General features: G+C 66.6%; 17 protein-coding genes and 1 pseudogene. 6 read left to right on the top strand and 12 right to left on the bottom strand.

Annotated features, from left to right (window positions below):
- Window positions 1-276 precede the first annotated feature (276 nt).
- Window positions 277-2487 (top strand): primosomal protein N', encoded by a 2211-nt coding sequence (locus ACW7G1_RS01680; RefSeq protein WP_456978032.1) that lies wholly within the window; start codon window positions 277-279, stop codon window positions 2485-2487.
- On the opposite strand, the gene ACW7G1_RS01675 is transcribed toward ACW7G1_RS01680, so the two are convergent.
- The 10 genes from ACW7G1_RS01675 to rhlB all read right to left on the bottom strand — a co-directional run bounded on the left by ACW7G1_RS01675 (window position 2481) and on the right by rhlB (window position 13289).
- The gene (locus ACW7G1_RS01675) at window positions 2481-3263 is read right to left on the bottom strand and encodes an NYN domain-containing protein (protein WP_456978031.1); all 783 of its coding nucleotides are present in this window, start codon (window positions 3261-3263) and stop codon (window positions 2481-2483) included. The genes ACW7G1_RS01680 and ACW7G1_RS01675 overlap by 7 nt on opposite strands.
- A 326-nt stretch (window positions 3264-3589) precedes the next feature.
- Window positions 3590-4468 (bottom strand): RNA polymerase sigma factor RpoH, encoded by an 879-nt coding sequence (gene rpoH, locus ACW7G1_RS01670; protein ID WP_456978030.1) that lies wholly within the window; start codon window positions 4466-4468, stop codon window positions 3590-3592.
- Between the two features lie 126 nt (window positions 4469-4594).
- On the bottom strand, window positions 4595-5338 hold the full coding sequence (gene ung, locus ACW7G1_RS01665; RefSeq protein ID WP_456978029.1) for a uracil-DNA glycosylase: 744 nt from the start codon (window positions 5336-5338) through the stop codon (window positions 4595-4597).
- 99 nt (window positions 5339-5437) lie between these two features.
- A complete protein-coding gene (locus ACW7G1_RS01660; protein WP_456978028.1) occupies window positions 5438-6586 on the bottom strand; it encodes an ATP-grasp domain-containing protein in 1149 nt (382 codons plus the stop codon).
- Window positions 6583-7755, bottom strand: coding sequence for a flavohemoglobin expression-modulating QEGLA motif protein (locus ACW7G1_RS01655; protein ID WP_456978027.1), 1173 nt, complete (start codon window positions 7753-7755; stop codon window positions 6583-6585). Before ACW7G1_RS01655 ends, ACW7G1_RS01660 begins: the two co-directional genes overlap by 4 nt.
- Window positions 7756-7793: 38 nt before the next feature.
- Window positions 7794-8672, bottom strand: a complete 879-nt coding sequence (locus ACW7G1_RS01650; protein WP_456978026.1) for an N-formylglutamate amidohydrolase — start codon at window positions 8670-8672, stop codon at window positions 7794-7796.
- 94 nt (window positions 8673-8766) lie between these two features.
- Window positions 8767-9600 carry a response regulator gene (locus ACW7G1_RS01645; protein ID WP_456978808.1) on the bottom strand — a complete coding sequence of 278 codons (834 nt, stop codon included), beginning with the start codon at window positions 9598-9600 and terminating at the stop codon, window positions 8767-8769.
- A gap of 5 nt (window positions 9601-9605) precedes the next feature.
- Complete coding sequence (ftsX, locus tag ACW7G1_RS01640) at window positions 9606-10574, bottom strand: permease-like cell division protein FtsX (protein WP_456978025.1); 969 nt, start codon at window positions 10572-10574, stop codon at window positions 9606-9608.
- The gene (gene ftsE, locus ACW7G1_RS01635; RefSeq protein WP_456962621.1) at window positions 10571-11257 is read right to left on the bottom strand and encodes a cell division ATP-binding protein FtsE; all 687 of its coding nucleotides are present in this window, start codon (window positions 11255-11257) and stop codon (window positions 10571-10573) included. Before ftsE ends, ftsX begins: the two co-directional genes overlap by 4 nt.
- A 133-nt stretch (window positions 11258-11390) precedes the next feature.
- Entirely contained in the window at window positions 11391-13289 is a 1899-nt protein-coding gene (rhlB, locus tag ACW7G1_RS01630) for an ATP-dependent RNA helicase RhlB (protein ID WP_456978024.1), read from the bottom strand.
- 187 nt (window positions 13290-13476) lie between these two features.
- On the opposite strand from rhlB, the gene trxA reads away from it, so the two are divergent.
- From trxA to ACW7G1_RS01615, 3 genes and pseudogenes are all read left to right on the top strand, one after another.
- On the top strand, window positions 13477-13803 hold the full coding sequence (trxA, locus tag ACW7G1_RS01625; protein WP_456962622.1) for a thioredoxin TrxA: 327 nt from the start codon (window positions 13477-13479) through the stop codon (window positions 13801-13803).
- Between the two features lie 723 nt (window positions 13804-14526).
- Window positions 14527-15957, top strand: a pseudogene (gene rho, locus ACW7G1_RS01620) (transcription termination factor Rho); the annotation flags it as partial.
- Between the two features lie 146 nt (window positions 15958-16103).
- Window positions 16104-17921, top strand: coding sequence for a monovalent cation:proton antiporter-2 (CPA2) family protein (locus tag ACW7G1_RS01615; protein ID WP_456978023.1), 1818 nt, complete (start codon window positions 16104-16106; stop codon window positions 17919-17921).
- 64 nt (window positions 17922-17985) lie between these two features.
- Here the strand turns inward: ACW7G1_RS01615 and ACW7G1_RS01610 are convergent, their stop codons facing one another.
- A complete protein-coding gene (locus ACW7G1_RS01610) occupies window positions 17986-21270 on the bottom strand; it encodes an ankyrin repeat domain-containing protein (protein ID WP_456978807.1) in 3285 nt (1094 codons plus the stop codon).
- A gap of 22 nt (window positions 21271-21292) precedes the next feature.
- The gene (locus tag ACW7G1_RS01605; RefSeq protein ID WP_456978022.1) at window positions 21293-21565 is read right to left on the bottom strand and encodes a YcgL domain-containing protein; all 273 of its coding nucleotides are present in this window, start codon (window positions 21563-21565) and stop codon (window positions 21293-21295) included.
- Between the two features lie 213 nt (window positions 21566-21778).
- Between ACW7G1_RS01605 and ACW7G1_RS01600 the strand changes: the two genes are divergently transcribed.
- Entirely contained in the window at window positions 21779-24148 is a 2370-nt protein-coding gene (locus ACW7G1_RS01600; protein WP_456978806.1) for a prolyl oligopeptidase family serine peptidase, read from the top strand.
- 64 nt (window positions 24149-24212) lie between these two features.
- Complete coding sequence (hemF, locus tag ACW7G1_RS01595) at window positions 24213-25148, top strand: oxygen-dependent coproporphyrinogen oxidase (RefSeq protein ID WP_456978021.1); 936 nt, start codon at window positions 24213-24215, stop codon at window positions 25146-25148.
- Window positions 25149-25393 lie beyond the last annotated feature (245 nt).

Here is a 25393-nt window from a genome sequence, read left to right as displayed (position 1 = left end):
TATTTCAGCGATGTTTCACGGACAACCTTATGATTTCCATGGGTTTATCTGGTTTGGCGCTTTTTTCATCAACTCAGCTGAAGGGCTTGTGCCGTCGCGATCACGCAATATTGCCGAGGTCCCATCCACAGAGTTATCCACAGCTAATGTGGATAAAGACAAACCCCTTCAAAAACGGGAGCTTGCGCACACTTCGTCACGGTTCAGGCAACAATGGCCTGCAACTTCACCCACCCTTGACTCCGGTGAATTGGGGCCGACCGCTAGACTGGGGTGATGCCTGCCCACCCGCCCGTTCCGCACGTCGTACGCGTCGCACTGCCGCTGCCATTGCCGCGACTGTTCGACTATCTGGCGCCCGATTCAGGCACGCCTGCCAGTGTCGGCAGCCGCGTGCGGGTGCCCTTTGGCCCACGCGAACGGATCGGCGTGGTGGCGGCGCTGGGCACCGACGCCGAGCCCGGCGCACCGGCCCTGAAGCCGGTGCTGGCAGTTCTCGATCCCGCGCCGCTATTCAGCGGTGAATTGCTGGCCTCGCTACGCTGGCTGGCCCGCTATGCGCACGCGCCGCTGGGCGAGGTATTCGCCACGGCGCTGCCGGGGCCACTGCGCCATGGCGAGCCGCTGCCCGACACCCATGCGTGGGCGTGGCAACTGACCCCGGCCGGCCAGACTGCGCTGGACGGGATGCGCGCCGGACGACCCCGACAGCTGGCCGAGCGGCTGCAAGCGGGTGCGGTGCCCGAGGATGCACTCGACCTGCCAATCACGGACTGGCGCAGCGCCGCGCGCTCGCTGGCCAAACGCGGGCTGGCCGAGCGGATCGCCATCGCGCCATCGCAACAACTGGCCCATCCAGCCGCCGGGCCGACCTTGAACGCCGAGCAACAGCTCGCAGTGGACGCGCTGCTGGCCGGTCGTGACGAGTTCGCACCCTTCCTGCTGGACGGGGTCACCGGTAGCGGCAAGACCGAGGTCTACCTGCACGCGATCGCCGACTGCCTCGCGCGCGGCCGTCAGGCACTGGTGCTGGTACCCGAGATCGGACTGACCCCGCAGCTGCTCGGCCGCTTTCGCACCCGCCTCGGGGTACCGGTGCACCTGTTGCACTCGGGTTTGTCCGATGGCGAGCGCGCGCGCACCTGGACCGCCTGTCTGCGCGGCGAGGCGCGGGTCATCCTCGGCACGCGCTCGGCGGTGTTCCTGCCGCTGCCCGAGGCCGGCATCATCATCCTCGACGAGGAGCACGACAGCAGCTTCAAGCAGCTTGACGGGATCCGCTACCACGCGCGCGACTTCGCGCTGGTGCGGGCCAAGGCGCTGGGCGTGCCGATCGTACTGGGCAGTGCCACCCCGTCGCTGGAATCGCTGCACAACGCGCAAACCGGCCGCCACACCCACCTGCGGCTGCACCAGCGCGCCGGCAATGCCCGGCCGCCCCGGGTGCGGGTGCTGGACGTGCGCAAGCGGCCGCTGCAGGCGGGACTGTCGCCGGAACTGCTGGAATCGGTCGCGCAGGCACTGGCCGCCGACGGCCAGGTACTGGTGTTCAAAAACCGCCGCGGTTACGCACCGGTGCTGCTGTGCCACGACTGCGGCTGGAGCGCGCAATGCCAGCGCTGCAGCACGCCGACCCAGGGCACGCCGATGACCGTGCATGCTTCCGGCAGGCGACTGCAATGCCACCACTGCGGCGCGCGTCGGCCGGCCCCCAATGCCTGCCCGGACTGCGGCGGGCTGGCGCTGCAATCGCAAGGCGCGGGCACCGAACGGATTGAAGAGGCGCTACGCGAGCGGTTCAGCGACCTGCCGGTGCTGCGAATCGACCGCGGTACCACCCGCCGCCGGGACGCCCTGGAACAACATCTGGCGCAGTTCGGCAACCATCCCGGCATCCTGATCGGCACCCAGATGCTGGCCAAGGGCCACGACCTGCCGAACCTGACGTTGGTGGCCGTGGTCGGCATCGACGAGGGGTTGTTCAGTGCGGATTTCCGCGCGCCGGAGAAACTCGCGCAGTTGCTGATCCAGGTCGCCGGTCGCGCCGGACGTGCCGACAAGCCCGGCCAGGTCGTACTGCAGACCCACCATCCCGAGCACCCCTTGCTGGCCACGCTACTGAGCGGCGGCTATGGCGCGTTCGCCTGCGCAGAACTGGGACAGCGTGAAGCCGCAGGCTTGCCGCCGTTCACCCATCTGGCCATGTTGCGGGCGGAAGCCAAGCGGGTCGAGTTGGCCGATAAGTTTCTGCAATCGGCGCGCTTGGCCATTGAAGCCCAAGCGGACGCAACCCTGGAACTCAGCGGCCCGTTGCCGGCCCCGATGCCGCGTCGCGCCGGCTACCAGCGCAGCCAGCTGTTGCTGTCGTCACCCGGACGCCGGAGCCTGCACGCCGCCCTTGATGCCGCATTGCCGGCCATCCACGCGATGCCGGAAGCGCGCAAGGTGCGCTGGTCGCTGGACGTCGACCCGGTCGATCTTTACTGATCAGCCCGTGTTGCCGGCGCCGCCTTCTTTCGCGCCGAGGCCTTCTTGGCGGCGGTACCCGCCGGCTTCTCCCGCACCAGCACGGTCTGCTCGTCACGCCGCACCTCGAAAACGCCGGTCGCCTCGATCAGGTCGCTGAGCTTGCGATAGCCGTAGTTGCGCGAGTCGAACGAGGCCTGGTTACCGATCTGCTGGCCGACCGCACCCAGTCGTGACCAGCCATCGTCGCTGCTGGCCGAGTCGACCGCGCCACGCAACATCTGCAGCAGGCGCGCATCGCCGCGCAGCGCCGAACCGCTGCTGGCCTGGGTAGCGGTGGTCGCGCCGACCTGCTCGCGCTGGCCCAGCGCTTCGACGTAGGTGAACTTGGAGCACGCGTTGACGAACGGGTCGGGCGTCTTCTTCTCGCCGAAGCCATACACCTTGACCCCGTCGGTCAGCAGCCGCATCACCAGCGGGGTAAAGTCGGCGTCGCTGGACACAATCGCAAAACCATCCAGGTTGCGCGCGTACAGCAGGTCCATCGCGTCGATCACCATCGCCATGTCCGAGGCGTTCTTGCCGCGACTGTAGGCGAACTGCTGGACCGGCCGGATCGCATACTCGTGCAGGCAGGCCTCCCAGCTTTTCAGATGCGGATTCTTCCAGTCGCCATAGGCGCGCCGCACGTTGGCCACGCCGTAGCGGGCGACCTCGGCCAGAATGACGTCGATCTTGGCGGCCGGCGCGTTGTCGGCGTCGATCAGCAGGGCAATGCGCTTGTCGGTATCGGCCATCGGTAAGGCTCCATGCGGTTTGCGACGAGCCTAGCGCATCACCACCGTCATCATTGCCAGCCCGTGCTTCCGACCAGGAGCTTCGAACAGTCCGCCCGATATCCGGTCCTTACCGGGAATTCTCAATATCGAAGTGCAACACCATGAGCATTGAGTGCTTGAATATCAAAGTCCATGGATCCCCGCCTTCGCGGGGATGACGAGTCCTTCGCGGGGATGACAGGCAAAAACGCGGACGAGCCCCGGCTTTTTTTAAACTTGCCACCCAGACGCAAACGGCCCGGTTTCCCGGGCCGTTGTGAATCACTGCGATGTCGTGGTCATTCCTACGCGGCGAACAAGGCGCGCATCTTCTTCATCGCGTTGGCCTCGATCTGGCGGATCCGTTCGGCGGATACGCCGTACTCGTCGGCCAGCTCCTGCAAGGTCACCTTGTTCTCGTTGCCAAGCCAGCGCCGGGCGACGATATCGCGGGAGCGCTCGTCGAGTTTTGCCAGACCTTCATGGAGCAGGCCCACCTGGTGGTCTTCCTGGTCCTCGCGCTCGTAGATCTGCGACGGGTCCTCGTCGTGGGTACGCAGGTAGGCGGCAGGCGATGGCGGGGCGCGTTCTTCGTCGTCCGCGGCCGGCGCGTCAAAGCCGATGTCCCGGCCGGACAGGCGCGACTCCATCTCCAGCACTTCACGCTCGGACACGTTGAGGTCGCGTGCAACCACCCGCACCTCCTCGGCGTTCATCCAGCCCAGGCGCTTCTTGCTGCGTCGCAGGTTGAAGAACAGCTTGCGCTGCGCCTTGGTGGTGGCGACCTTGACGATGCGCCAGTTCTTGAGGATGAACTCGTGCATCTCGGCGCGGATCCAGTGCACCGCAAAGCTGACCAGGCGCACGCCCTGGTCGGGATCAAAACGCTTGACTGCCTTCATCAGGCCGATGTTGCCTTCCTGGATCAGGTCGCCCAGCGCCAACCCGTAACCGTTGTAGCCGCGAGCCACATGGACCACGAAGCGCAGATGCGAATGGACCAGCTCCTGCGCGGCGCCGAGGTCTTCCTCACCGAGGAAGCGGCGTGCGAGCGCCTGCTCGTTCTCGACGGTGAGCACGGGGATGCGGTGGACCGCACCGATGTACGCATCCAGCGATCCCAGCGCACTGGGAACCGGCAAGCTGTTGGATACAAGAGGATTGGCAATGGCGATATCAGTCATGGGGCGCATTTTAGCAGGCTATATGGGTGTGTGCTAATGGATCGATTGGGCGGCAGTGTTCCGTTCATGGGACAGTCGCCAAGATTCTCGTAGCTACAGACTGCCAGCGGCGGCGTGAGTTCCCGATCAAACCGCACTGGCCGAATCGGGGTCATCAGCAGCGGTCCCGGCAAGTGCCGCGGTGCTTGGCAGCGACCAGTCGACCGGTGCCTGGCCGCGTCGAGACAGGTACTGGTTGGTGGCGGAAAAATGCCCGCAGCCGGTAAACCCGCGATGGGCCGACAGCGGCGACGGGTGTGGCGCCTTCAGGACCTTGTGCCGCTGGCGATCAATGATCTGGCCCTTCTTCTGCGCGTAGCTGCCCCACAACAGGAATACCAGACCCTCACGTTCACGGTTGAGCGTGTCCACGACGTGATCGGTGAATCCTTCCCAGCCCTTGCCCTGATGCGAACCCGCACGGCCGGCTTCCACCGTCAGCACCGCATTGAGCAACAACACCCCACGATGGGCCCATGGCAGCAGGCAGCCGTGGTCGGGACGGGCGACACCGACGTCACGTTCGATCTCCTTGTAGATGTTCAGCAACGACGGCGGAACCGGAACCCCCGGTCGCACCGAGAAGCACAAGCCGTGCGCCTGACCGGGCCCGTGGTACGGATCCTGACCGAGGATCACGACCTTGACGGCATCGAACGGCGTGGCATCGAAGGCGGCAAAGATGTCCCGGCCGGGCGGATAGATCCGGGCACCTCCGGCATGGCGCTGACGAAGAAACGCGGACAACGCCTGCATCTCATCGCGCAACAGGTAGTCGCCGACGCGGGAGCGCCAGGAAGGTTCGAGCTTGATGCGTGCGTCGTCTGCCATCGGAATCACGTGCGGGGCCGGAGCACGATCAGACCCGATGGCCGCGTGGAATGCAAAGTGGCGGACTCGACAAAGCCGGGCGCGTTTACATCCGGGCGATCACATCATCGCCAGCTCGGTGTTGCTCAAGGTGCGCTTGTACTGGTCGCGGAGCCGGACCTTGCGCTCCAGGTCGCCGATGATGTGGCTGCTGAAGTCGACGCCGGTCAACTCCTCGGCCATGTTGATGCCGCCGGGCGTATCGACGTTGATCTCCATCATCTTGTCACCAACGATATCCAGCCCGGCCAGGTACATGCCATCGCGCATCAGCTTGGGCCCGACGATCTCGGCCAGGCGCAGCGCATCGGCATCGGGCACGGCCATCTCGATCTTGCCGCCGGCGGTGATGTTGCTGCGCGCATCGCCGCTGTCGTTGTAGCGGCGGAAGCAGGCGTAATGGCCGTCGACCATCAACGGCCGTCCGTTCAGGGTCAACAGGCGCAGGTCACCATCGACCGCCTTGGGCAGGTATTCCTGCACGATGGCATAGCCGTCGCGGGTCACCGCGTCGATCATCTGGTTGAGGTTGGCGTCGCTGTCGGGGGTCACCACGAACACGCTCTGCCCGCCCGAGCCCTGCAGCGGCTTGATGACGCCGTAGCCGTCGTGGGATTTGATGAACGACTTGATCTCGTCGGCGTCCAGGGTGATGCAGGTAACCGGCCGCACCTCCTCCGGGAAATGCTGGAAATAGGTCTTGTTGGACGCATCGGTCAGATGGGTCGGGTCGTTGAGCACGATCACGTGGCGCAGCGCGGCCAGCTGGGCGAACAACAAGCCGCTGTTCGGCGCCCATGGCCGGTCGACCACCTCGTCCGCCGGGTCGCTGCGCAGCAGCAGCACGTCGAGTTCTTCCACCGAGATGCGCTGGGTTTCCGCGCCCTCGTCCTGCAGGTCGGCGAGCAGCTCGTCGTCGTCCTTGTACTGCGTATGGCGCGGTATGTGGGCAATCGCGCGAATGGTGCCATTGGCATCGTAGATGAAGTCGCCCAGCCCGATCAGCGCCACCGAATGGCCGCGATTGATCGCCGTGCGCGCGAGCCGGATGGTGGTGTAATTGTTCTTTTCGGTCGCCATGTCGTTGATGACGAAGCCGAGTTTGATCGGATCGGGCCGGACGGGCTCCGGCGATGCCGCCGCGCTGGCGGCCGGCTCGGCCACGGTGGGGGTCTTGTCGCCTGGATCGGCCTTGGAGGTGCTGCTCATGTGGCGGGTTCCTTGTGGAATAACTGGGTAACGGGAAGGGTCCGGCATCGGGCCAGACGCGCTTCGGTTTCCGGGAAACTGCAATAGCGCGGCAGCAGGTCGGGTGCGCTCGCCCAGCCCTCTTCCAGCAACTGGTCCAGCACCACCCGGTGCGACAGGGCGAACTTGCCGATGAACAACGGCTCGAACGCACCGCCGGCGTGCAGGTAATCAATCAGGTCGCGCAGACCGCTGAGGTACACCGCGTCCTTGGTCAGGCCGCCGCCGCGGCGCGCGCGAACGGCGACATCGAAGGCATCCTCGGTGGGAAACCCGTGGGTCCGGTGCAACAGGTCGAAAATGGCCGGCACGTCCTCGCCGTGGATCGCCATCTCGGTCGCGACCACGCGCGCGGCCAGCGAGCGCAGCCGCTCGGCGGGCAGGTAGCCGGCGAGGTACTCGGCCAATACGCCCAGACCCTCCTGCAGCGGATCGTAATGCGCCAGCCCGACCTCGAGTTGCTGCAGCGGTTGCCGGTGGCCGTTGTGCCGGGTCACCACGTGGGTGCCGATCTCGTGCTGGATCAACGGCTGCACGCGCGCGTGCGGGATGCGGATATCGCCGTCAACGTAGAACGTGCCGTGCGAGACCATCATCAGCGAGTTCAGATCGGTATCGACCACCACCTGGAAATGGAAATCCGGCGACTGCTGGCGGTACCAGTCCACTTCCGCTTCCACCGCGGTCATTATCTCGTCGATGCCGGCGTCCGCCGGTTGACCGGTGCCCGGCTGGACCTGGGCCAGGATCTCATTGGCCAGTTGCAGCAGCGGCGGATCCACGCCACCAAACAAATCCAGGCTGGCGTTGATGAAGCCATCGGTACCGCGCAGCCGCACCAACTCGATTTGCCGCTCCAGTTCACGTTGTTTCTCCGACAGCAGGCCGGACAACAACGGCGACTCGATGTCGTCCACCGGCAACCCGCGCAAACGCTCCCGGACGGCGTGCAGGTCGACCTCCAGGTCGATGTACTGCAACGGCTCGATCGCGGTGTATCCGCTGGCTTCGAAACTGCTCCATAGCTGGTCGTTGCAGATGGGCGACAGCGCCAACAGCCAGTCGACTTCGCCGTCCATGCGCGCCAGTTCAACGTCGACCCGTGCGGCGATCGGCGGCAGCGGGCGCATCGGCCGCGGCGTCGGTGGTGTCGGGAGCGAGGGCGAATTCACGTGCATGCGGTGAACTGCCCGCGCACTGCGTCGACGGCGTTGTGCAGGCCGCGGCGAAAGCCCTCCAGCGCCGCGATATCGACCTGCCCGGTCCACTCGTCCATGTAGATTTTCTTGTATTCCGGCGAGATCGTGCAGACCCGTTCGCCCCAGGTGGCATACACCCATTCCGGGAAATACCCGCCGGTCGGGAAGCGCACGTTCTCGCGCACGTCGGGATGGCACCCCGCAACCGGGGTATCGCGCAAGGCCTGCGCAAAACGCAGCGCGACCTCGCCCCAGCGGTCCGGGTCAAGCGTGGTCACGCCCAGCTCGATATCGGGATTGTCCTGCTGCGGGGCCGGCGCGGCATCGGCCCCGTCGCGCCGGTGGTTGTAGCTGTGGATATCGATCAACAGCACGCAGCCCCAGCGCTCGATCAACCGTTCGATCAACTCACCCGCCATGGCGTAGAAGGCGTCGTAGTCGGCCAATGACTGGTCGCGCTCGGTGGCGGGCAGCTCGCCACGCCAGACGCGCAAACCCCAGGTATCCGCCGGATCGGTCGAGATGGCCTTCTCGCGCGGGCGGTTGAGGTCGGCCTGGAAGCGCGATGCATCGACCCGAATACGCACGTCGCCGACGGCGGTCAACAAACCGGTCAGCGGATCCTCCTCGCGGCGTCGCTCGTCATCGGTGACGGCCAGGTGCGGGCGCAACGAGGGTCGTATCGCGTGGCCGTCGTGGATGGCGGTGGCGACTACCGGGCCGTGGCCCAGCACGACGTCCCAGTCCGGGTTGGGCTGGGCAAGGAGCAGCTTTTTGTCTTCGCTGAAGTCGATTTCGCTGAACTGATCTTCAGTGAAGCGGGTCGGTGCGGCATCGGCTTTGTGCATGCAGTCATGCTCACATCGCCGGCATGACCTGCTCGTGAGAACGCTGAACGGAGCTCGAACTGAAACGCAAAAGCCGGCCGCGAAACGCCCGTGCTCAGGCCAGTTTTGCCAACCGCAGCTGGAACAGGGTCTTGGTCACCAGCAACCGCTCCTCGATGGGCTTGAGCACCAGATCGTTGGCGCCCGCACGCAGCAGCGCGCTCTGGTTGTCGAGGTTGGCATCGCCGGTCATCACCAGCACCGGCAGGCGGCGTTTGCCGTAACCGAAATCATTGCGCAGCCGGTCGAGCAGGTCGCTGCCCTCCAGCTCACCTTTCAGGTACACATCGGTCAGTACCAGGTCGGTACCCGGATCGGCTTGGCCACGATGGCCTTCCAGGTACTCCAGCGCTTCCTCCACGCCGACGAAATGCAGCACTTCCAGTTGCTGCCGCTCCAGCATCCGCTTGGTCGCCAACGCCACCACCCGGCTGTCCTCGACATACAGCACGCGGGCGCCGGGAATCGTCTGCGGTTGCACGTAGCCGCAAATGAACGTGGCCAGCGCGGCATGGCCGAGCGATTTGTCGAAATAGTCGGTGACGTCCTCGGTGAACTGGCGCGACTCCAGGTGCGTCTGGGCGTCGGCGGAGACCACGATGACCGGGACGTAGGCCTGGCCCGCCGCCTCGCGCACGGTCCGCGCCAACGCGATGCCGTCACCGTCGGACAGCGCCAGCGCGGTGGTCACCAGGTCCACCGGGCCGGCGGCAAGCGCCTCGCCGGCCTCGGCGATGCTGGCACACGGCACCACCTCGACATTCTCCAACTCGCGCACCAGCACATCGCCAATCAGGCGCCGCACCAGTCGCGAACCATCAACCACCATCACCCGGGGAACGGCATTGGCGACGTGCCGCAGCTTGTCGGCCATCGCGTTTTCGGCCATCGCGGTCATGTGTCGGTCGGCCGGGTCTGGCGCAGGTAATGTCCGGTGACCAGCCAGGCACCGATCCAGCCCAGCACGCCGGCACCGGCCACGACCGCGATCGCGGCACGGACGCTGAATCCCTGCAGGGCGAAATTGCTGCCGTAACTGCTGGCAAGCTCGGCCAACGGAGCGCGCAGCGACAGGTCGGCCCCGGTCAACAGCGCCAGCGCCAGCGCCCCGGCAACCAGGCCATAGCCGAGGCCCAGATACAGGAATGGACGACGGATGAAGCCGTCGGCAGCGCCCAGAAGTTGCAGCACATTGATCTCATCGGTGCGTTGCTGGATGTCCAGGCGCACGGTATTGCCGACCACCAGCAACGCGCCCAGGCCGAGCATCGCCGCCAGCACCCAGGCCAGGCGCCCGCCGAACCGCAACCAGCCGTCCAGGCGCACGCGCCAGGCCGCGTCGTGCTGGACGATGTCAGTCTCCGGCAACTGTTCCAGCGACGCGGCCAACAAGGCTTCATCACCGCTGGGCCGGACCACCAGCAAGCTCGGCAACGGATTGCCGTCGAGGCTGGAAATCGTTTCACCCAGGCCGCTGGTCTCGCGTAATTCGGCCAGCCCCTGCTCCGGCGTGCGCCATTCCACCGCCGCCACGTCGGGACGCTCGCGCAGTTCGTCGGCAAGCACGCGGGCACGATCCAGGCTGATCTCCGGCTTCAGGAAAACGCTGATCTGGCGGGCCTCCTGGACGTCGCCGGCGAAGCGCTCGACATTGGCCAGCGCCGACCACAACCCCAGCGGCAGCGCCAACGCCAACGCCATCACCCCGATCGTCAATGCCGTCGACCACGGTTTTTGCAGCATGCGTCCCACGCTGGCGACCAGACTGTAGACGTGGTGGTCGAACCACGTCCCCAGTCCGCCACGATGGGTGCGCGAACGCGCCTTGGCCTGAGTCTCGGCGCGGGTACCGGGCCCGGTCATTCGGCCAGGTCCTCGGGCGATATGTCATCCACCAGCTGGCCCTGGTTGAGCACCAGCACACGCTTCTTCATCCGCTTGACCAGGGCCAGGTCATGGCTGGCGATCAGCACGCTGGTGCCGCGCTCGGGCAGCGACTCGAACAGGGTCATGATCTCCGCCGACAAGGTCGGGTCCAGGTTGCCGGTGGGTTCGTCGGCAACCAGCAACGACGGCTCGCCCACGATCGCCCGGGCGATCCCGACGCGCTGCTGCTCGCCGGCCGACAGCTGCGACGGCAATGCCTGTGCCCGCGCGCCCAGGCTGACCCGGTCAAGCACGGCACGTACCCGCTTGATGATCTCGGCCCGACGCAGGCCCTGCAGCAACAGCGGCAGCGCGACGTTGTCGGCAACGCTGCGGTCGGCCAGCAGGCGATGGTCCTGGAACACCACACCGACCTGGCGCCGATGCATCGCAATCCTGCGGCCACGCACCCGCATCAGGTTCTTGTCGCCAAACAGCACCGCGCCGCGACTGGGCCGCTCGGACAGGTGGATCAGCTTCAGCAAGGTGCTCTTGCCGGCACCGGAATGCCCGGTGACGAACAGCATCTCGCCCGACGCGACCTCAAAGCTGACCTCGGCCAGCGCCTGACGACCACCGCTGTATTGCTTGCTGACGTTGTCGAAGCGCAAGACGCTCATCGCGCACCTGTCGAAGACGATGGCACCAAGTATCGACGGCGGCGGCGGCAATGGCTAGCGCCACTGTCCGACGTGGCGCCAATCACCGGGAGATGTCCAAGCGACGGGACCGGTATCGGCCCCGTCGACGGGATCAGTGGTTGGAACGTGGCCCGCGGGTCACCAGTGACTTCAATCCGCGTCCGATGCGACCGAGGAGTCCGGATTTCTCGTCGCTGGACGACGGCGGCGTCCTGGGCTGCGAAACCACCTTGTTGGCAGTGACCTGTCGGGTCGAGCCGGAGCTGTTGCCCGTGCTCCGCGCTGGCTGAGCGTTTGCATTTCCGGTCTTGCCGGACGGGGTCTTGCCGGCTGCGGGCGGGGTTGGCGCCTGCGCTGTCTGGTCCCCGGCCTGTCCGCTGGTCTGGCCTTCCTCGAGCTTGCGCCCACGGCGTCGCCGGCGACGCTTGCGTGGCGGACGAGCGGCTTCATCGCCCTCGGCCGTCGCGCTCCCGGCGCCGGGAGCTGCCGACTGCGGAGCCGGCTTCGGCGCACCGTGCAACGGGGTGCTTTGCGCGGGAGCGGTGACTGCGGTATCCGCACTCGCGCTGGCATCGATACCGGGCTGGCTGTTCACGGCGGCAGCACCGGCTGCGGCCGCGCGGCGTGGACCCGGTGATCCGGAAGCGCCATCACGGCGGCTACCAGCGCCGGTTCGAGCTGCACCACTACCACTACCACTACCACTGCCACCAGTACGGCTACGACCCCCGCGGCGCTCCTCCTCGACGGCACGCTGCTCGCGCGCTTCCTTGAAGATCGCGCCAACGCTTTCCTGCTCTTCGCCTTCGACCTTTTCACGCACCGGGCGCGGCAGCGGCACCAGCAACTCCGGCTCGACCCGCGCTGTCGGAATCTTCTGCTCGATGTAGGCCTCGATGTCCGGCAGGCCTATGGCATAGCGTTCGCAGGCGAAGCTGATCGCGTCACCTTCCTCGCCCAGCCGCGCGGTGCGGCCGATGCGATGGACGTAGTCCTCGGCGTCGAACGGCAGGTCGTAGTTGTAGACGTACTTGACCCCGTCGATATGCAGGCCGCGCGCGGCGACGTCGGTCGCCACCAGCACTTCCAACTGGCCCTTCTGGAACTTGGCCAACAACGACTCACGCTTCTTCTGCGGCACGTCGCCACTGAGCACGCCGACCCGGTAACCGCCCTTCTCCAGCGCGCGGGCAACCCGCTCGACCCAGACCTTGGTGTTGACGAACACCATGGTTCGCGCGCCTTCGCTGCGCGACAGCAGGCCCAGCAACAGCGGGATCTTCTCTTCGTCGGCGGGGAAGTACAGCAACTGCCGCACCGTCGAGGTGGTGATGAACTCCGACTCGACGACCAGTTTCTGCGGCTCGTTCATGTGCTCATAGGCCAACTCGAGCACGCGATGGCTCAACGTCGCCGAGAACAACAGGGTCTGGCGGATCGTGCACGCCGGCATCCGCCGCAAAAGGAAGCGGATGTCCTTGATGAAACCAAGATCGAACATCCGGTCGGCCTCATCCAGCACGCAGACCTCGCAGGCGTGCAGGCTGACCACCTTGTGTTGCTTGACGTAGTCGATCAGCCGGCCGGGGGTGGCGATGATCACGTCCACGCCCTGCTGCAGCAGCTCGCGCTGTTTGTCGTAATCCACGCCGCCGTACACCAGCGCGAATGTCAGGCCCACTTCCGGCCCGAGCTTTACCGCGTCCTTGTGGATCTGGATCGCCAGCTCGCGGGTGGGCGCCAGGATCAGCGCACGCGGATCGCCGGGCTTGCGCTCGGCCAGCGCCGGCTGGGTCAGCAGGCGGTTGATCGTGGCGACCAGGAACGCCAACGTCTTGCCGGTGCCGGTCTGGGCCTGGCCGGCGACATCGCCGCCCTTCAGCGCGACCGGCAGGCTCATCGCCTGGATCGGGGTACAACGGGTGAAACCAGCGGACTCCAGCCCGGCCAGCAGCCGCGGGTGGAGCTCAAAGGAATCAAAGGTAATGTCGGTTAAAGGCTTGTCACTCATATGTTTCAGGGATCCGCGCGCAGGACTGCGCTTGCGTGGGTGGCGTCCGCCAAGCAGACTGCCAGGGTCGGTCAGCATGTCCTGACCACAGCGTGCGGAGGCCTTGAAGCCGCCGCGAAACGCCCCAGCTTAGCGCAAAGCCCGGCAAAACCTGCCATCGGCGCCCGCCCCACCCCAGGAGAACCACGTGAGCGATAAAACCATCCAGGTCAGCGATGCCGATTTCGACGCTGTCGTACTGCAATCCTCCGAGCCGGTACTGGTCGACTTCTGGGCCGAATGGTGTGGCCCGTGCAAGATGATCGCCCCGGCGCTGGACCAGCTCGCCGACGACTATGCCGGCAAGGTCAAGATCGCCAAGCTGAACGTCGACCACAACCGCGCCACCGCGATGAAGTACCACGTACGCTCGATCCCGATGCTGCTGCTGTTCAAGGACGGTGAAGTCCAGCAGACCCAGATCGGCGCAGTCGGCAAGGTGCAACTGGCGCAGATGATCGACAAGGTGCTCTGAGTTTTTTGCACCCCAGCTGAACTGTTCAGTCAGCAACCCCTGCCGCACCACTTGCGGCAGGGCCAGTGGCAATGCTAGTTTCGCAGTACCCGGCGCTTGAACGACCCAGCGGCCCACTTGTAACTGACGGTCCGCGAAAGCACGTTCCCCGCCGCACCCTTCTGAAATCCAACGTCCCTGACGCTTCGTCCGCCCAATGCGGACGCTCGCCGCTTAGCGAGGAATACCCGTTTGTCCGACAACATCCCCGACGCCGGCGATACTGCCGAAAAGCGCGTGCGCAAGCCCCGCGCCAGCAAGGCTGCCGTCACCACCGGCAAGACCGAAGCCCCTAAAGCCAGCGCCACCAAGGTGGAGGCGCCACAGAGCGATGCGCCACAGGCCACCGCCCCGAAGCCCGCTGCGCCGCCCAAGGCCGACGCAGCCAAGGCCGAGCCGCGGCCTGCCGCGAAGCCGGCACCGGATGCCGCTTCGGCAAGTCCGGCAACGGCCGCGCCGGCAGCTGGAAGCCCGGCGCCTTCGAGCCAACCGTCCGCGAACCCGGCACCGATAGCCACATCCGGTGACTCGGCAGCCGCCAATCCGCCGAAGAAAAATCCTGCGCCCGCGAGTGAACAACCCGCGTCTGGCAATGGCAATGGCAACGGCAACGGCAACGGCGGCGATAACAACCCGCAGCGCGAAAGCCAACGCGACGGTCAACATCGTGACCAGGAAGGCGGCCGCGGCAATCGTCGCGAGCGCTTCCGCGGCCGTCGTGACCGTGGCGATCGCAAGGGTGCCGGCGGTGGCGGTGGTGGCAGCGGCAACCGCGATGGCCTGCCCAGCGATGACGGCGGCAACGAGCCCTTCGTCCCGCGCACCAATCCGCAGGTCCCCGAGGACTTCCCGAAGTACTCGCTGGGCGACCTGAAGCGGATGCAGGCGCAGAAGCTGCTCGACATCGCCGAAGTACTGAACATCTCCGAAGGCGTCGCCCGCGCACGCAAGCAGGATGTCATCTTCGCGGTACTGAAGGTGCTGACCCGCCACGGCGAAGGCGTCGCCGCCGACGGCGTGCTGGAAATCCTGCCGGACGGCTTCGGCTTCCTGCGCGCGGCCGAGGCCAGCTACCTGGCCGGCCCGGACGATACCTACATCTCGCCCAGCCAGATCCGCCGCTTCAACCTGCGTACCGGCGACCATTTGTCGGGCCGGATCCGCTTCCCGAAGGATGGCGAGCGCTATTTCGCCCTGTCGATCGTCGACACGATCAACGGCGAGCCGCTGGAAGCGTCCAAGAACAAGGTGCTGTTCGAGAACCTGACCGCGCTGTTCCCGCGCCGCAAGTTCCAGTTGGAGCGCGGTGACGGCTCCACCGAGGACATCACCGGCCGCATCCTCGATCTGATGGCGCCGCAGGGCAAAGGCCAGCGCGCGCTGATCGTCAGCCCGCCCAAGGCCGGCAAGACGATGATGATGCAGCAGATCGCCACCGCGATCAGCCACAACCATCCCGACGTGCACATGATCGTGCTGCTGATCGACGAGCGGCCCGAGGAAGTCACCGAGATGCAGCGCACCGTGCGCGGCGAGGTCATCTCCTCGACCTTCGACGAGCCGGCCGGCCGCCACGTGCAGGTCGCCGAGATGGTGATCGAGCGCGCCAAGCGCCTGGTCGAACACAAGAAGGACGTCGTCATCCTGCTGGACTCGATCACCCGCCTGGCACGCGCCTACAACAACGTCCTGCCCAGCTCGGGCAAGGTACTGTCCGGCGGCGTCGACGCCAACGCCCTGCACCGCCCGAAGCGGTTCTTCGGCGCGGCACGCAACGTCGAGGAAGGCGGCTCGCTGACGATCATCGCCACCGCGCTGGTCGACACCGGCAGCAAGATGGACGAGGTGATCTACGAGGAGTTCAAGGGCACCGGCAACTCCGAGGTCCACCTCAACCGCCGCATCGCCGAGAAGCGCGTGTACCCGGCGATCGACATCAACCGCTCCGGCACCCGCCGCGAGGACTACCTGATCGAGCCCGAGCTGCTGCAGAAGATCTGGATCCTGCGCAAGCTGCTGCACGGCATGGACGAGATCGGCGCGATGGAGTTCCTGCTCGACAAGATGAAGAGCACCAAGTCCAACGACGAGTTCTTCAGCTCGATGAAGCGATAAGCGCCGCGCCCGGCAGTACGCGCTGGCCATGATAAAACGCCCCGTATTCCGGGGCGTTTTTTTTAATGTGTGGCGGCAGGCGGGCCACCCCAACCATCACTCAACATCGTCACCGCGCATAATCAGACACCGACATAGAGGTGCGCATGAGCAGTGGCGGTCTTGAACTTGCGGTGGTGTTCCTGCTTGCGGCGGTGATCGCGGTGCCGGTGTTCCGGCGCTTCGGCCTGGGCGCGGTATTGGGCTATCTGGCCGCGGGAGTCGCGCTGGGCCCGTACGGACTGCGGGTGATCCGCAACGCGGAGCCGGTGATGGCGGCGTCCGAGATCGGCGTGGTGATGATGCTGTTCGTGATCGGCCTGGAGCTTTCGCCGGCGCGCTTGAAGGTGATGCGGCGGCCGGTGTTTGGCGCCGGCGGGGCGCAGATGCTCGTCACCGGCCTGGCGCTGGGCCTGCTGGCGACGCTGGCCGGATTCGGTTGGAAAGCGGCGCTGGTGATTGGATTGGGGCTGGCGCTGTCCTCGACCGCGGTCGGGCTGCAGCTCCTGTCGGAGCGCAAGGCATTGAGCAGCGAACACGGCCGGCTGGCATTCGCGATCCTGCTGTTCCAGGACCTGACCGCGATCCCGTTGCTGGCCGCGATCCCGTTGCTCGGACAAGCCGCTCATGCCGAAGGGGGACTGGGATGGGACGCGGTATTGAAAGCGGTGTTCGCGATCGTCGCGCTGGTATTTGGCGGGCGGGTGCTGCTGCGCCACGTGTTCCGCTTCGTCGCCCGCTCGATGATGCCCGAGGTGTTCACCAGCGCGGCATTGCTGGCGGTACTGGGTTCGGCGTGGATCATGCAGAGCGCGGGGCTGTCGGCGGGCCTGGGCGCGTTCCTGGCCGGCGTGCTGCTGGCAGACTCGGAGTTCCGCCACGAGCTGGAATCGCAGATCGAGCCGTTCAAGGGCTTGCTGCTGGGGCTGTTCTTCATGGCGGTCGGCATGAGTGTCGACCTCAAGCTGGTGTTCGCCGAACCACTGCTGATCGAGCTGATGGTGCTGGTGTTGATCGTGGTGAAGTTCGCCATCCTGGTCGGCATCGGCGTGCGCCCCGGCCGGCTGTCGCGACGTGATGCGCTGCATTTGGGCAGCGTGCTGGCGGTCGGCGGCGAGTTCGCTTTCGTGGTGTTCTCCGAAGCGGTCAAGGCCGGCTTGATCGAGGACGTGATGCGCGACCGCCTGGTCGCCGCGGTCGGTATCTCGATGGCGCTGACGCCGCTGTTGATGATGGCGGTCGCCCGGCTGTTGCGCGGCCATCCGGTGGTCAGGCCGCCACGCGATTTCGATCCGCTACCCGACGACGGCCACCCGCAGGTGCTGATTGCCGGCTTCGGTCGCTTCGGACAGATCGTGGCGCGATTGCTGGTGGCGCAAAAAGTCCCGTTCATCGCGATCGAGCACAGCGCCGACCAGGTCGACTTCATGCGTCGCTTCGGCAACCCGTTGTTCTATGGCGACCCGGCGCGACCGGAGCTGCTGCGCTCGGCCGGCGCCGCGCACGTGAAGGTGTTCGTGATCGCGATCGACGACCCGGTCAGCAGCCTGCGTACGGTGCGGGTGATCCGCCACCTGTATCCGCAAGCGACGGTGTTCGCACGGGCGCGTGACCGGCGCCATGCCTGGCAGCTGATGGACCTGGGCGCGCGCGGCGTGCGCGAGATGCTGCACTCCAGCCTGAAGCTCGGCGAGGACGTGCTGGTCGCGCTGGGCCTGCCGGCCGAGCTCGCCCATGACCACGCCCAGCGCTTCCTGGCGCTCGACGAACGCTTGCTGGAGGCGCAGTACCGGGTGCATGACGATGACGACGCGATATTGCAGGTGTCGACCCTGGCCCGTCGCGAGCTGGAGCAGTTGTTCGATGCCGACCGCGGGGAAGGCGTGCTGGGCGGCATCACCAGCAAACGCGAGGCGCCGCCGTAAACCACGGCGGGCAAGACGCTGCCGCCCGGCTCGCAAGTCCGGCAGGAGTCGGGACTGGTCGCAGCTAGGACTGGTCGCGCAACAGACGCGCCATCGACACGTCGCCACCCGGCATTCCCGGGCTGAGCTGGGCGGCAATATCGACGAAGCCACGCATCACCGCGATTTCGCGCGCCGTGCGGTTGAGGGTGTCGCGCAGATCCGGATCGGTACCGGCGCGCAGCAGCCACGTGACCACCGCGGGCAGCCCGTGCAGCGCCGCCAGGTGCAATGGCCCGAAACCGCGCGGATCCTGCACGTCCAGGCGCGCGTCGTGATCCACCAGTTGCTCCAGGCCGGCAATCAGCACCTCTTCGACGGCCGCGCTGCCTGGCTCGGCGCGCGCACCCAGCAGCAGCAGCAATGGCGTGGCGTGGCCCGCTTCCGCGTCCAGATCGGCTTCGGCTCCGGCCAGCAGCAGGATGTCGAACAAGGCCATCAGGTGGGTGCGGTCCTGCGCGGCAAAGCCGAACATGGCCGCGCAATGCAGCGCGCCCCGATGCTGTGCGTCCAGTGCCCGCACATCGGCACCCGCTCCCACCAGGCGTGCCGCCAGGTCCGGCAGCCCCAGTGCGCAGGCCACCATCAACGCGGTCAACCCACCCGGCAGCCGCTGCTCGATATCGGCGCCGGCGCCCAACAGGCGCTCGACAATATCGGTATGGCGCATGCTGACCGCCGCCGACAACGGCGTGGCCCCGGTGCCGGCCGCGAGTCGCGGGTCCGCGCCATGGGCCAGCAGCAGGTCGACCACGGAGCGATGCCCGCCGCCCGATGCTCGCAGCAAGGCACTGCAACCCTGGCTGTCGGTGGCATCCACCGGCAAACCCAGCTCAAGCAGGCGGCGCACCGCATCGGCGTCGCCCACGATCGCCGCCGCCGGAACGTCAGCGGGCTGCAGGCGCCGCCGCGGCAGTGGCCAACCCCGCCAGTCGAGCCAGTCGGCCAGGTCGCGCCGACCAATCGCCAGCGCGACGCCCAGCGGCGTCTGGCCATCGGCGGCCAGCAGATCGGGCGCCGCCCCGTGGGCGACCAGCGGTTTCAGCATGTCCTGGCGGCCCAGTGCGGCAGCCAGGTGCAATGCGCTCATGCCACGGCTGTCGCGGGCGTCCAGGTCCACCCCGGTCGCCAGCAGCCGGTCGAGCAACTGCGGCCAGCCCAACCTCACCACCAGTGTCAGCGGCGGATCGTTGGCGCCATTGCTGCCAAACGGATCGGCGCCGCGCTCCAGCAGTTCCAGCGCCAGTCGCTCCAGCCCATCGGTAGCGCGATCGTTGCCGACACACGCGCCCAGGAAGCTGGCCAGGCCGCCCATCCCGGACGGGGAAACGGCGTGATCGAGCAGGGTCTGCAACGCGTCCACCGCTGCCGGGCCACGTTTGAGCAGGGCGAACATCGGCGTGATACCGCGGCCGTCACGGACTTCCGGGTCGGCACCGTGCGCGAGCAGCCACGCGATCTGTCGCGGCGGCAGCGCCGTATCCCCATCGTGCAACAACGCGCCCAACTGACGCGGATCAAGCAAGGCGGCAACCTCCTCGAGCGCATCTTCGCGGCCCTCGGCCAGTCCGTCGCGCAGCAAGGTTGCCGGCGCCCGGTCGGCCAGCAGGTCCTGGTCGTCGTGGCCGACCCTGGACGGGAACGCGTAGTCCGGGTCGAGCACCGCGACCAGCGGCCAGCGGCCGGATTGGGCGGCGTAATCGACTGCACGCTTGCCGACGTTGTCGTGCCGCTGCGGATCAATTCCCAGCGCGAGCAGCTTGCGCAGCAGTTCCGGACCCATGCCTTCAGCCTGGCATGCCAGGGTCAGGATATTGGCGCCTTGGTCATCGGTGGCGGCGGGGTCCGCACCGGCGGCTAGCAGGGCGTCGATGATCTCCGCATGGCCGGCGCGGACGGCCTGGTGCAGCGCGCTGCGACCCTGGCCGTCGCGGGCATCGGCGCGCGCTTTCATCTTCAGCAACAACGCGACGCCGGCCGTGTCGTCATCCTCCCCGCCAGCGGCGGCCAACAGTGCAGGCTGGCCATCGACGGGTTCGGGCTTGGCGCCGCGCTCGAGCAGGAACTTGGCCAACCGCCAGTTGCCGGCCGCGCAGGCCACCCCGAGCGGCGACAAAGCCTCGCTGTTGAGTGCTTCCAGATCGGCGGCGGCATCGAGCAGCAGCGCCGCCACGCCCGGGTCGGAACTGCGTGCGGCCAGGTGCAGCGGCGTATTGCCATCGCCATCGGTGGCACGCGGATCGGCCCCGTTGGCCAGCAAGGTGGTGACCGCGTCGGGCCGACCGTGCCAGCTGTCACGGGTCGCCGCCAGCAATGGCGTGATCCCGGCATGCAGGCCGTTGAGGTCGACGCCGTGCGCAATCAGCCCACGCAGCAAGCGCAGGTCGGGCAGCACCGCCGCCAGTACCGCGAGGCTGCGTTGGTCGCGATCGTCGGCCGGTGGCGGCGCATGCGGGTCCGCACCGGCGTCCATCAGCTCCAGCGCGCGCTCGACGCGGCCACCACGGGCAGCCTCGTACAACGCCGGCTCCAGAGGCTCCGCCGGCTCGGCCGGCGCCGGTACGGCAATGACGGCCTCATCCCCCACCACCGTGGTGTCGCCGACGGTAATGGCGACAGCCGGGACGCCACCGGGCTCTCCATCAGGTTCATCCGCACCCCTGGCGGACGTGTCGACGGCCGCTTGCGGCAGATCGTCGTCGAGGTCTTCCTCACCGAGATATTCCAGTGCGTCGGCCGGGGTGACACGCTGCAGATACCCGTGCAGTCCGACCGATACCGCGGCCAACACCACCACCATCGCCCAACGGAGGGCGCCCACCGCCAAGCCGGACCAGGCCAGGCACAGGATCAACCCGCTGATTGCCGCCACGGCCACGGCCACGACCAGGCCACGCCAGGCGCCCGGTTCCAGTCCGTCCCGGGCGCGCCAGTGGTCACTCAGTGAACCACCGTCATGCTCCAGCCCTTGCCACAACGGCCACCAGCACCAAAGCGCCAGCAGCGCGATACCGATCACCGCGCTCAATGCCAAGGTCGAAAGCAGCGACCCGCTGGCCAGTACCAGCGACAGCGGCCACGCCACCAATACGGAAAACGCGGAGAACGCGAGCGCCCACAGCGCAAGCAGTGGCGCCAACTCGGCGCGCGACCGGGCCAGGCCCAACGGCGCCTGGAGCTGCCAATGCCGGGCGGCCAGCGCGAACAGGGGCTGCGCCAGGGTTCCGGCAATGGCCACGGCCCAGCCGTTCAGGCCACTCGCGCCCGTCAATGCGGTCAGCACCAGCGCCGTAAACGCCAGTGCAGCCACTGGCTTGGTCAATCTGCGCGACTCAACCATCGGTGCCCCAATCTGATGTCAATGGGTCAATGTCGATGGCTGGCGGCAGTTGCAGGTGAAAGCCACGCAGGGCGAGGCTATCGCGCACCTCCGCGGCATTGCCGCGAGCCAGCTCGCGCGGTGGCGTCAGGTCTACCTCCAGCACCAGCTGGAAGGGCTCCAATGGCCCGCGCACAGACGCGGCCACCCGTTCGAAGTCGTCGCGCGCGGCGAGAAACAGGTAGGCGCCGTCCTTGCGGAGGCTCTTGTATACATGGGCTTTCATGGCGTCGGCCGGGGGAGACTGCGCTACGACGGATGGTCATCCAAGCATACCGGCAACCCGGGCGGGCGCGTACCGCCGCGTTCAGCCTCGCGACCGGCTGCGGCGTGGCGACGCTCTTGTTACCGATGGCCCGTGCGCGGGTTTTTTACGCTGATAAGCTGGATCGGTTTTCCCACCATTCAGCAACCAACGGTCCCGCCCATGCGTTTTTCCCTGCTCGCCCTAGCGTTGTCTCTTGGAGCGTTGCCGCTCGCCGCCGTTGCCCAGGAGCCCATCACCCTCACCCAGGCGATGGCCAACCCGGACTGGATCGGGCCACCAGTGGAGCAGGCCTGGTGGGCGTGGGATGGCCAACACGTCCAGTACCACCTGAAGCGCGCCGACGAATCCATCCGCGACACCTGGCAGACCGGCATTGCCGGCGGTACACCGATCAAGGTGGACGACGCCGCGCGCGCGCAACTGGATGCCGCCAACCCGGCCTATGATGCCAGCCGCACCCGCGCCGCATTTGCCCGCAACGGCGACATCTTCGTGCGCGACCTGCGTAGCGGGGCACTGACCCAGGTCACTCGCAGCGACCAGTCCGAGTCGCGACCGCAATGGAGCCGGAACGGCAACCTGGTGTTCCGTGCCGGCAACGACTGGTACCAATGGCGCGCCGGACAGGGCAGCAGCCAGGCGGCGCTGGTCAAGGCGGAGAAGGATCCGGCGACCGAGCCCAAAGCCGATGACCTGCGCGACCGCCAGTTACGCGTGATCCGCACCCTCGCCGACGACCGCGCCAAGCGCGACGCCGCCAGCGAGCAAGCCGAAGCCTGGCGCAGCGTCGACCCGACCCGCGCACCGGTCCCGGCCTACCTGGGCGACAAGGTCGAAATCATCGACAGCGCGTTGTCACCTGACTCGCAATGGCTGCTGGTGGTCACCCAGGAAAAGGATGCCAAGGAGGGCCAGGCCGGCAAAATGCCCAAGTACGTGACCGAGTCCGGGTACGAAGAGTTTGAAGAGGCCCGCACCCGGGTTGGTCATAACGCTCCCGTGCCGCAGCAGCTGTGGCTGGTGGATGTTGCCAGCGGCGAGGTGGACGAGCTGACATTCGATGCCCTGCCCGGCGTGGGGTCCGACCCGCTGGCGGCCTTGCGCGAGGCGGCCGAGCTGGAACCGCTGAAGGGCGACCGCGCCGTGCGGGTGGAGACCGATGGCTACGGCAGCACGCCCGCCATCCATTGGCGCGCCGATGGCAGCAGCGCGGCGGTTCTGCTACGCGCGGTGGACAACAAGGACCGCTGGATTGCGACGGTGACCCCGCGCGCCGGCCAGGTGACGGATGCGGAGCTGAAAACGCGCCACCGCCTGCACGATGACGCCTGGATCAACTGGAGCTTCAACGACTTCGGCTGGACCGACGATGGCGCCCTGTGGCTGCTGTCCGAGCAGAGCGGTTACTCGCACTTGTACCTTGCCGATGGCAACGGCACCCCGCGTGCACTGACCTCGGGGCAATGGGAGGCATCCGCGCCGGTGCCGGGCGTCGACGGCCGCAGTTTCTACTTTGTGTGCAACCGCAACTGGCCCGGCGATTACGAAGTCTGTGCCGTCGACCGCGATGGCCAGCAGGTCCGCGAGGTCACCGCGCTGGACGGCGTGGAGAGCTTCGAGCTGTCACCGGATGGCTCGAAACTGCTGGTTCGCCATTCCGACAGCTACCTGCCGACCCAGATCGCGGTGGTCGATACCACTGGCGAGCACACCGTTGCGCTTACCGATACCCGCACCCCGGAGTACAAGGCACGCCAGTGGATCCAGCCGGAGATGGTGCAGATCCCGTCCAGCGACGGCGCCGGTCCGATCTGGGGCAAGTTCTATGGCCCGGATGTGCTCGAGCCGGGCAAGCACTATCCGGTGGTGATGTTCGTCCACGGCGCCGGCTACCTGCAGAACGTGCATGACCGCTTCCCGGTGTATTTCCGCGAGCAGATGTTCCACAACCTGCTGGTCGACCACGGCTACATCGTGCTCGATCTGGATTACCGTGCATCGGCGGGCCATGGCCGCGACTGGCGCACCGCGATCTACCGCCAGATGGGCACCCCGGAATTGCAGGACTACCTCGACGGATTGGCCTGGCTGGGTACCAACAAGCAGGGTGACGTCGACCGCGCCGGCATCTATGGCGGCAGCTACGGCGGCTTCATGACCTTCATGGCGCTGTTCAAAGAGCCGGGCAAGTTCAAGGCTGGCGCCGCGCTGCGCCCGGTGGCGGACTGGTCGCAGTACAACCACGAGTACACCTCCAACATCCTCAACACCCCGGAGGTCGATCCCGAGGCGTACCTGAAGTCTTCACCGATCGAGTACGCAGAAGGCCTGCAGGACAATCTGCTGATCGCCCACGGGATGATGGACAACAACGTGTTCTACAAGGACTCGGTGATGATCGCCCAGCGCTTGATCGAGCTGCGCAAGGACGATTGGGAATTGGCGTCGTATCCGCTGGAGCGCCATGGCTTCGTCCATTCCGACAGCTGGTATGACGAGTACCGGCGGATCTTCGAGCTGTTCGAGCGGGCACTGAAGTAGAGCAGCAACCCCAAGGCGTCGATGTAGGGCGGCCGGGCCTTCGCCGCTCAACTAGAATGGCCGGATGAAACCGAACCCTGCCGAATCCGACACCGATTTCGACCGCGTCCGCGGCTACCTCACCAACCTGCAGGACCGCATCTGCACCGCCATTGAACAAGCCGATGGCGGTGCCAGCTTCGTCCAGGACACCTGGACCCGCGACGAGGGCGGCGGTGGACGCACCCGGATACTTCGCGATGGCGCGGTCTTCGAGCAGGCCGGCATCGGCTTCTCCGATGTGGCCGGCACCCGGCTGCCGCCGTCCGCCAGCGCCTCGCGGCCCGAGTTGGCCGGGGCCTCCTGGCGCGCCATCGGGGTATCGCTGGTATTCCATCCGCGCAACCCGTATCTGCCAACCACCCACGCCAACGTCCGCCACTTCCGTGCCATGCGCGATGGCGAAACCGTCGCTTCGTGGTTCGGGGGCGGCTTCGACCTGACCCCGTTTTATCCCTTTGACGAAGATGTCCTGCATTGGCACCGCACCGCCCGCGAGCTGTCCGAACCCTTCGGCGGCCAGTCCCGGTATGACGCCCACAAGCAATGGTGCGACGAGTACTTCTTCATCAAGCACCGCAACGAGACGCGCGGCATCGGCGGGCTGTTTTTCGATGACCTCAGCGAGGACTTTGAAACCGACTTCGCCTACATGCAGGCCGTGGGTGATGGCTTCCTGGACGCCTACCTGCCGATCGTCGAGCGCCGCAAGCATTGCCAGTACGGCGAGCGCGAACGCCAGTTCCAGCTATACCGGCGTGGCCGCTACGTCGAGTTCAACCTGGTGCTCGACCGCGGCACCCTGTTTGGCCTGCAATCGGGCGGACGCAGCGAGTCGATCCTGATGAGCCTGCCGCCACTGGTGCGCTGGGAGTACGGCTACACCCCCGAGCCGGGCAGCCCCGAGGCGCGGCTGGTCGAGTACCTGAAACCGCGCGACTGGCTGACCGAGCTGGCATAGATCGCCTCAACTTCTTTTCTGCAAACGTGGTGGGGATCTGCCGTCCGCGGCGCAGTGCGGTCGTCCTGTCTACCGTCACTCCTGACTTCGTTCGCACCGAAATCGATTCTGGACATGAAAATCATAGCTGCCGCCATGAAGACAATGCCGCACAAAAACCCACAACAAAACATTGCGTTTGAATGCTGCCACTCTGGCTTGCGTTTATGGATATATAGGGCGACACCGGCCCCGACTAAAAACAT

Source organism: Lysobacter sp. A378, from assembly GCF_054052125.1.
Note: the sequence above shows the minus strand (reverse complement) of the source record. Positions and strands in the feature narration are given on the sequence as shown.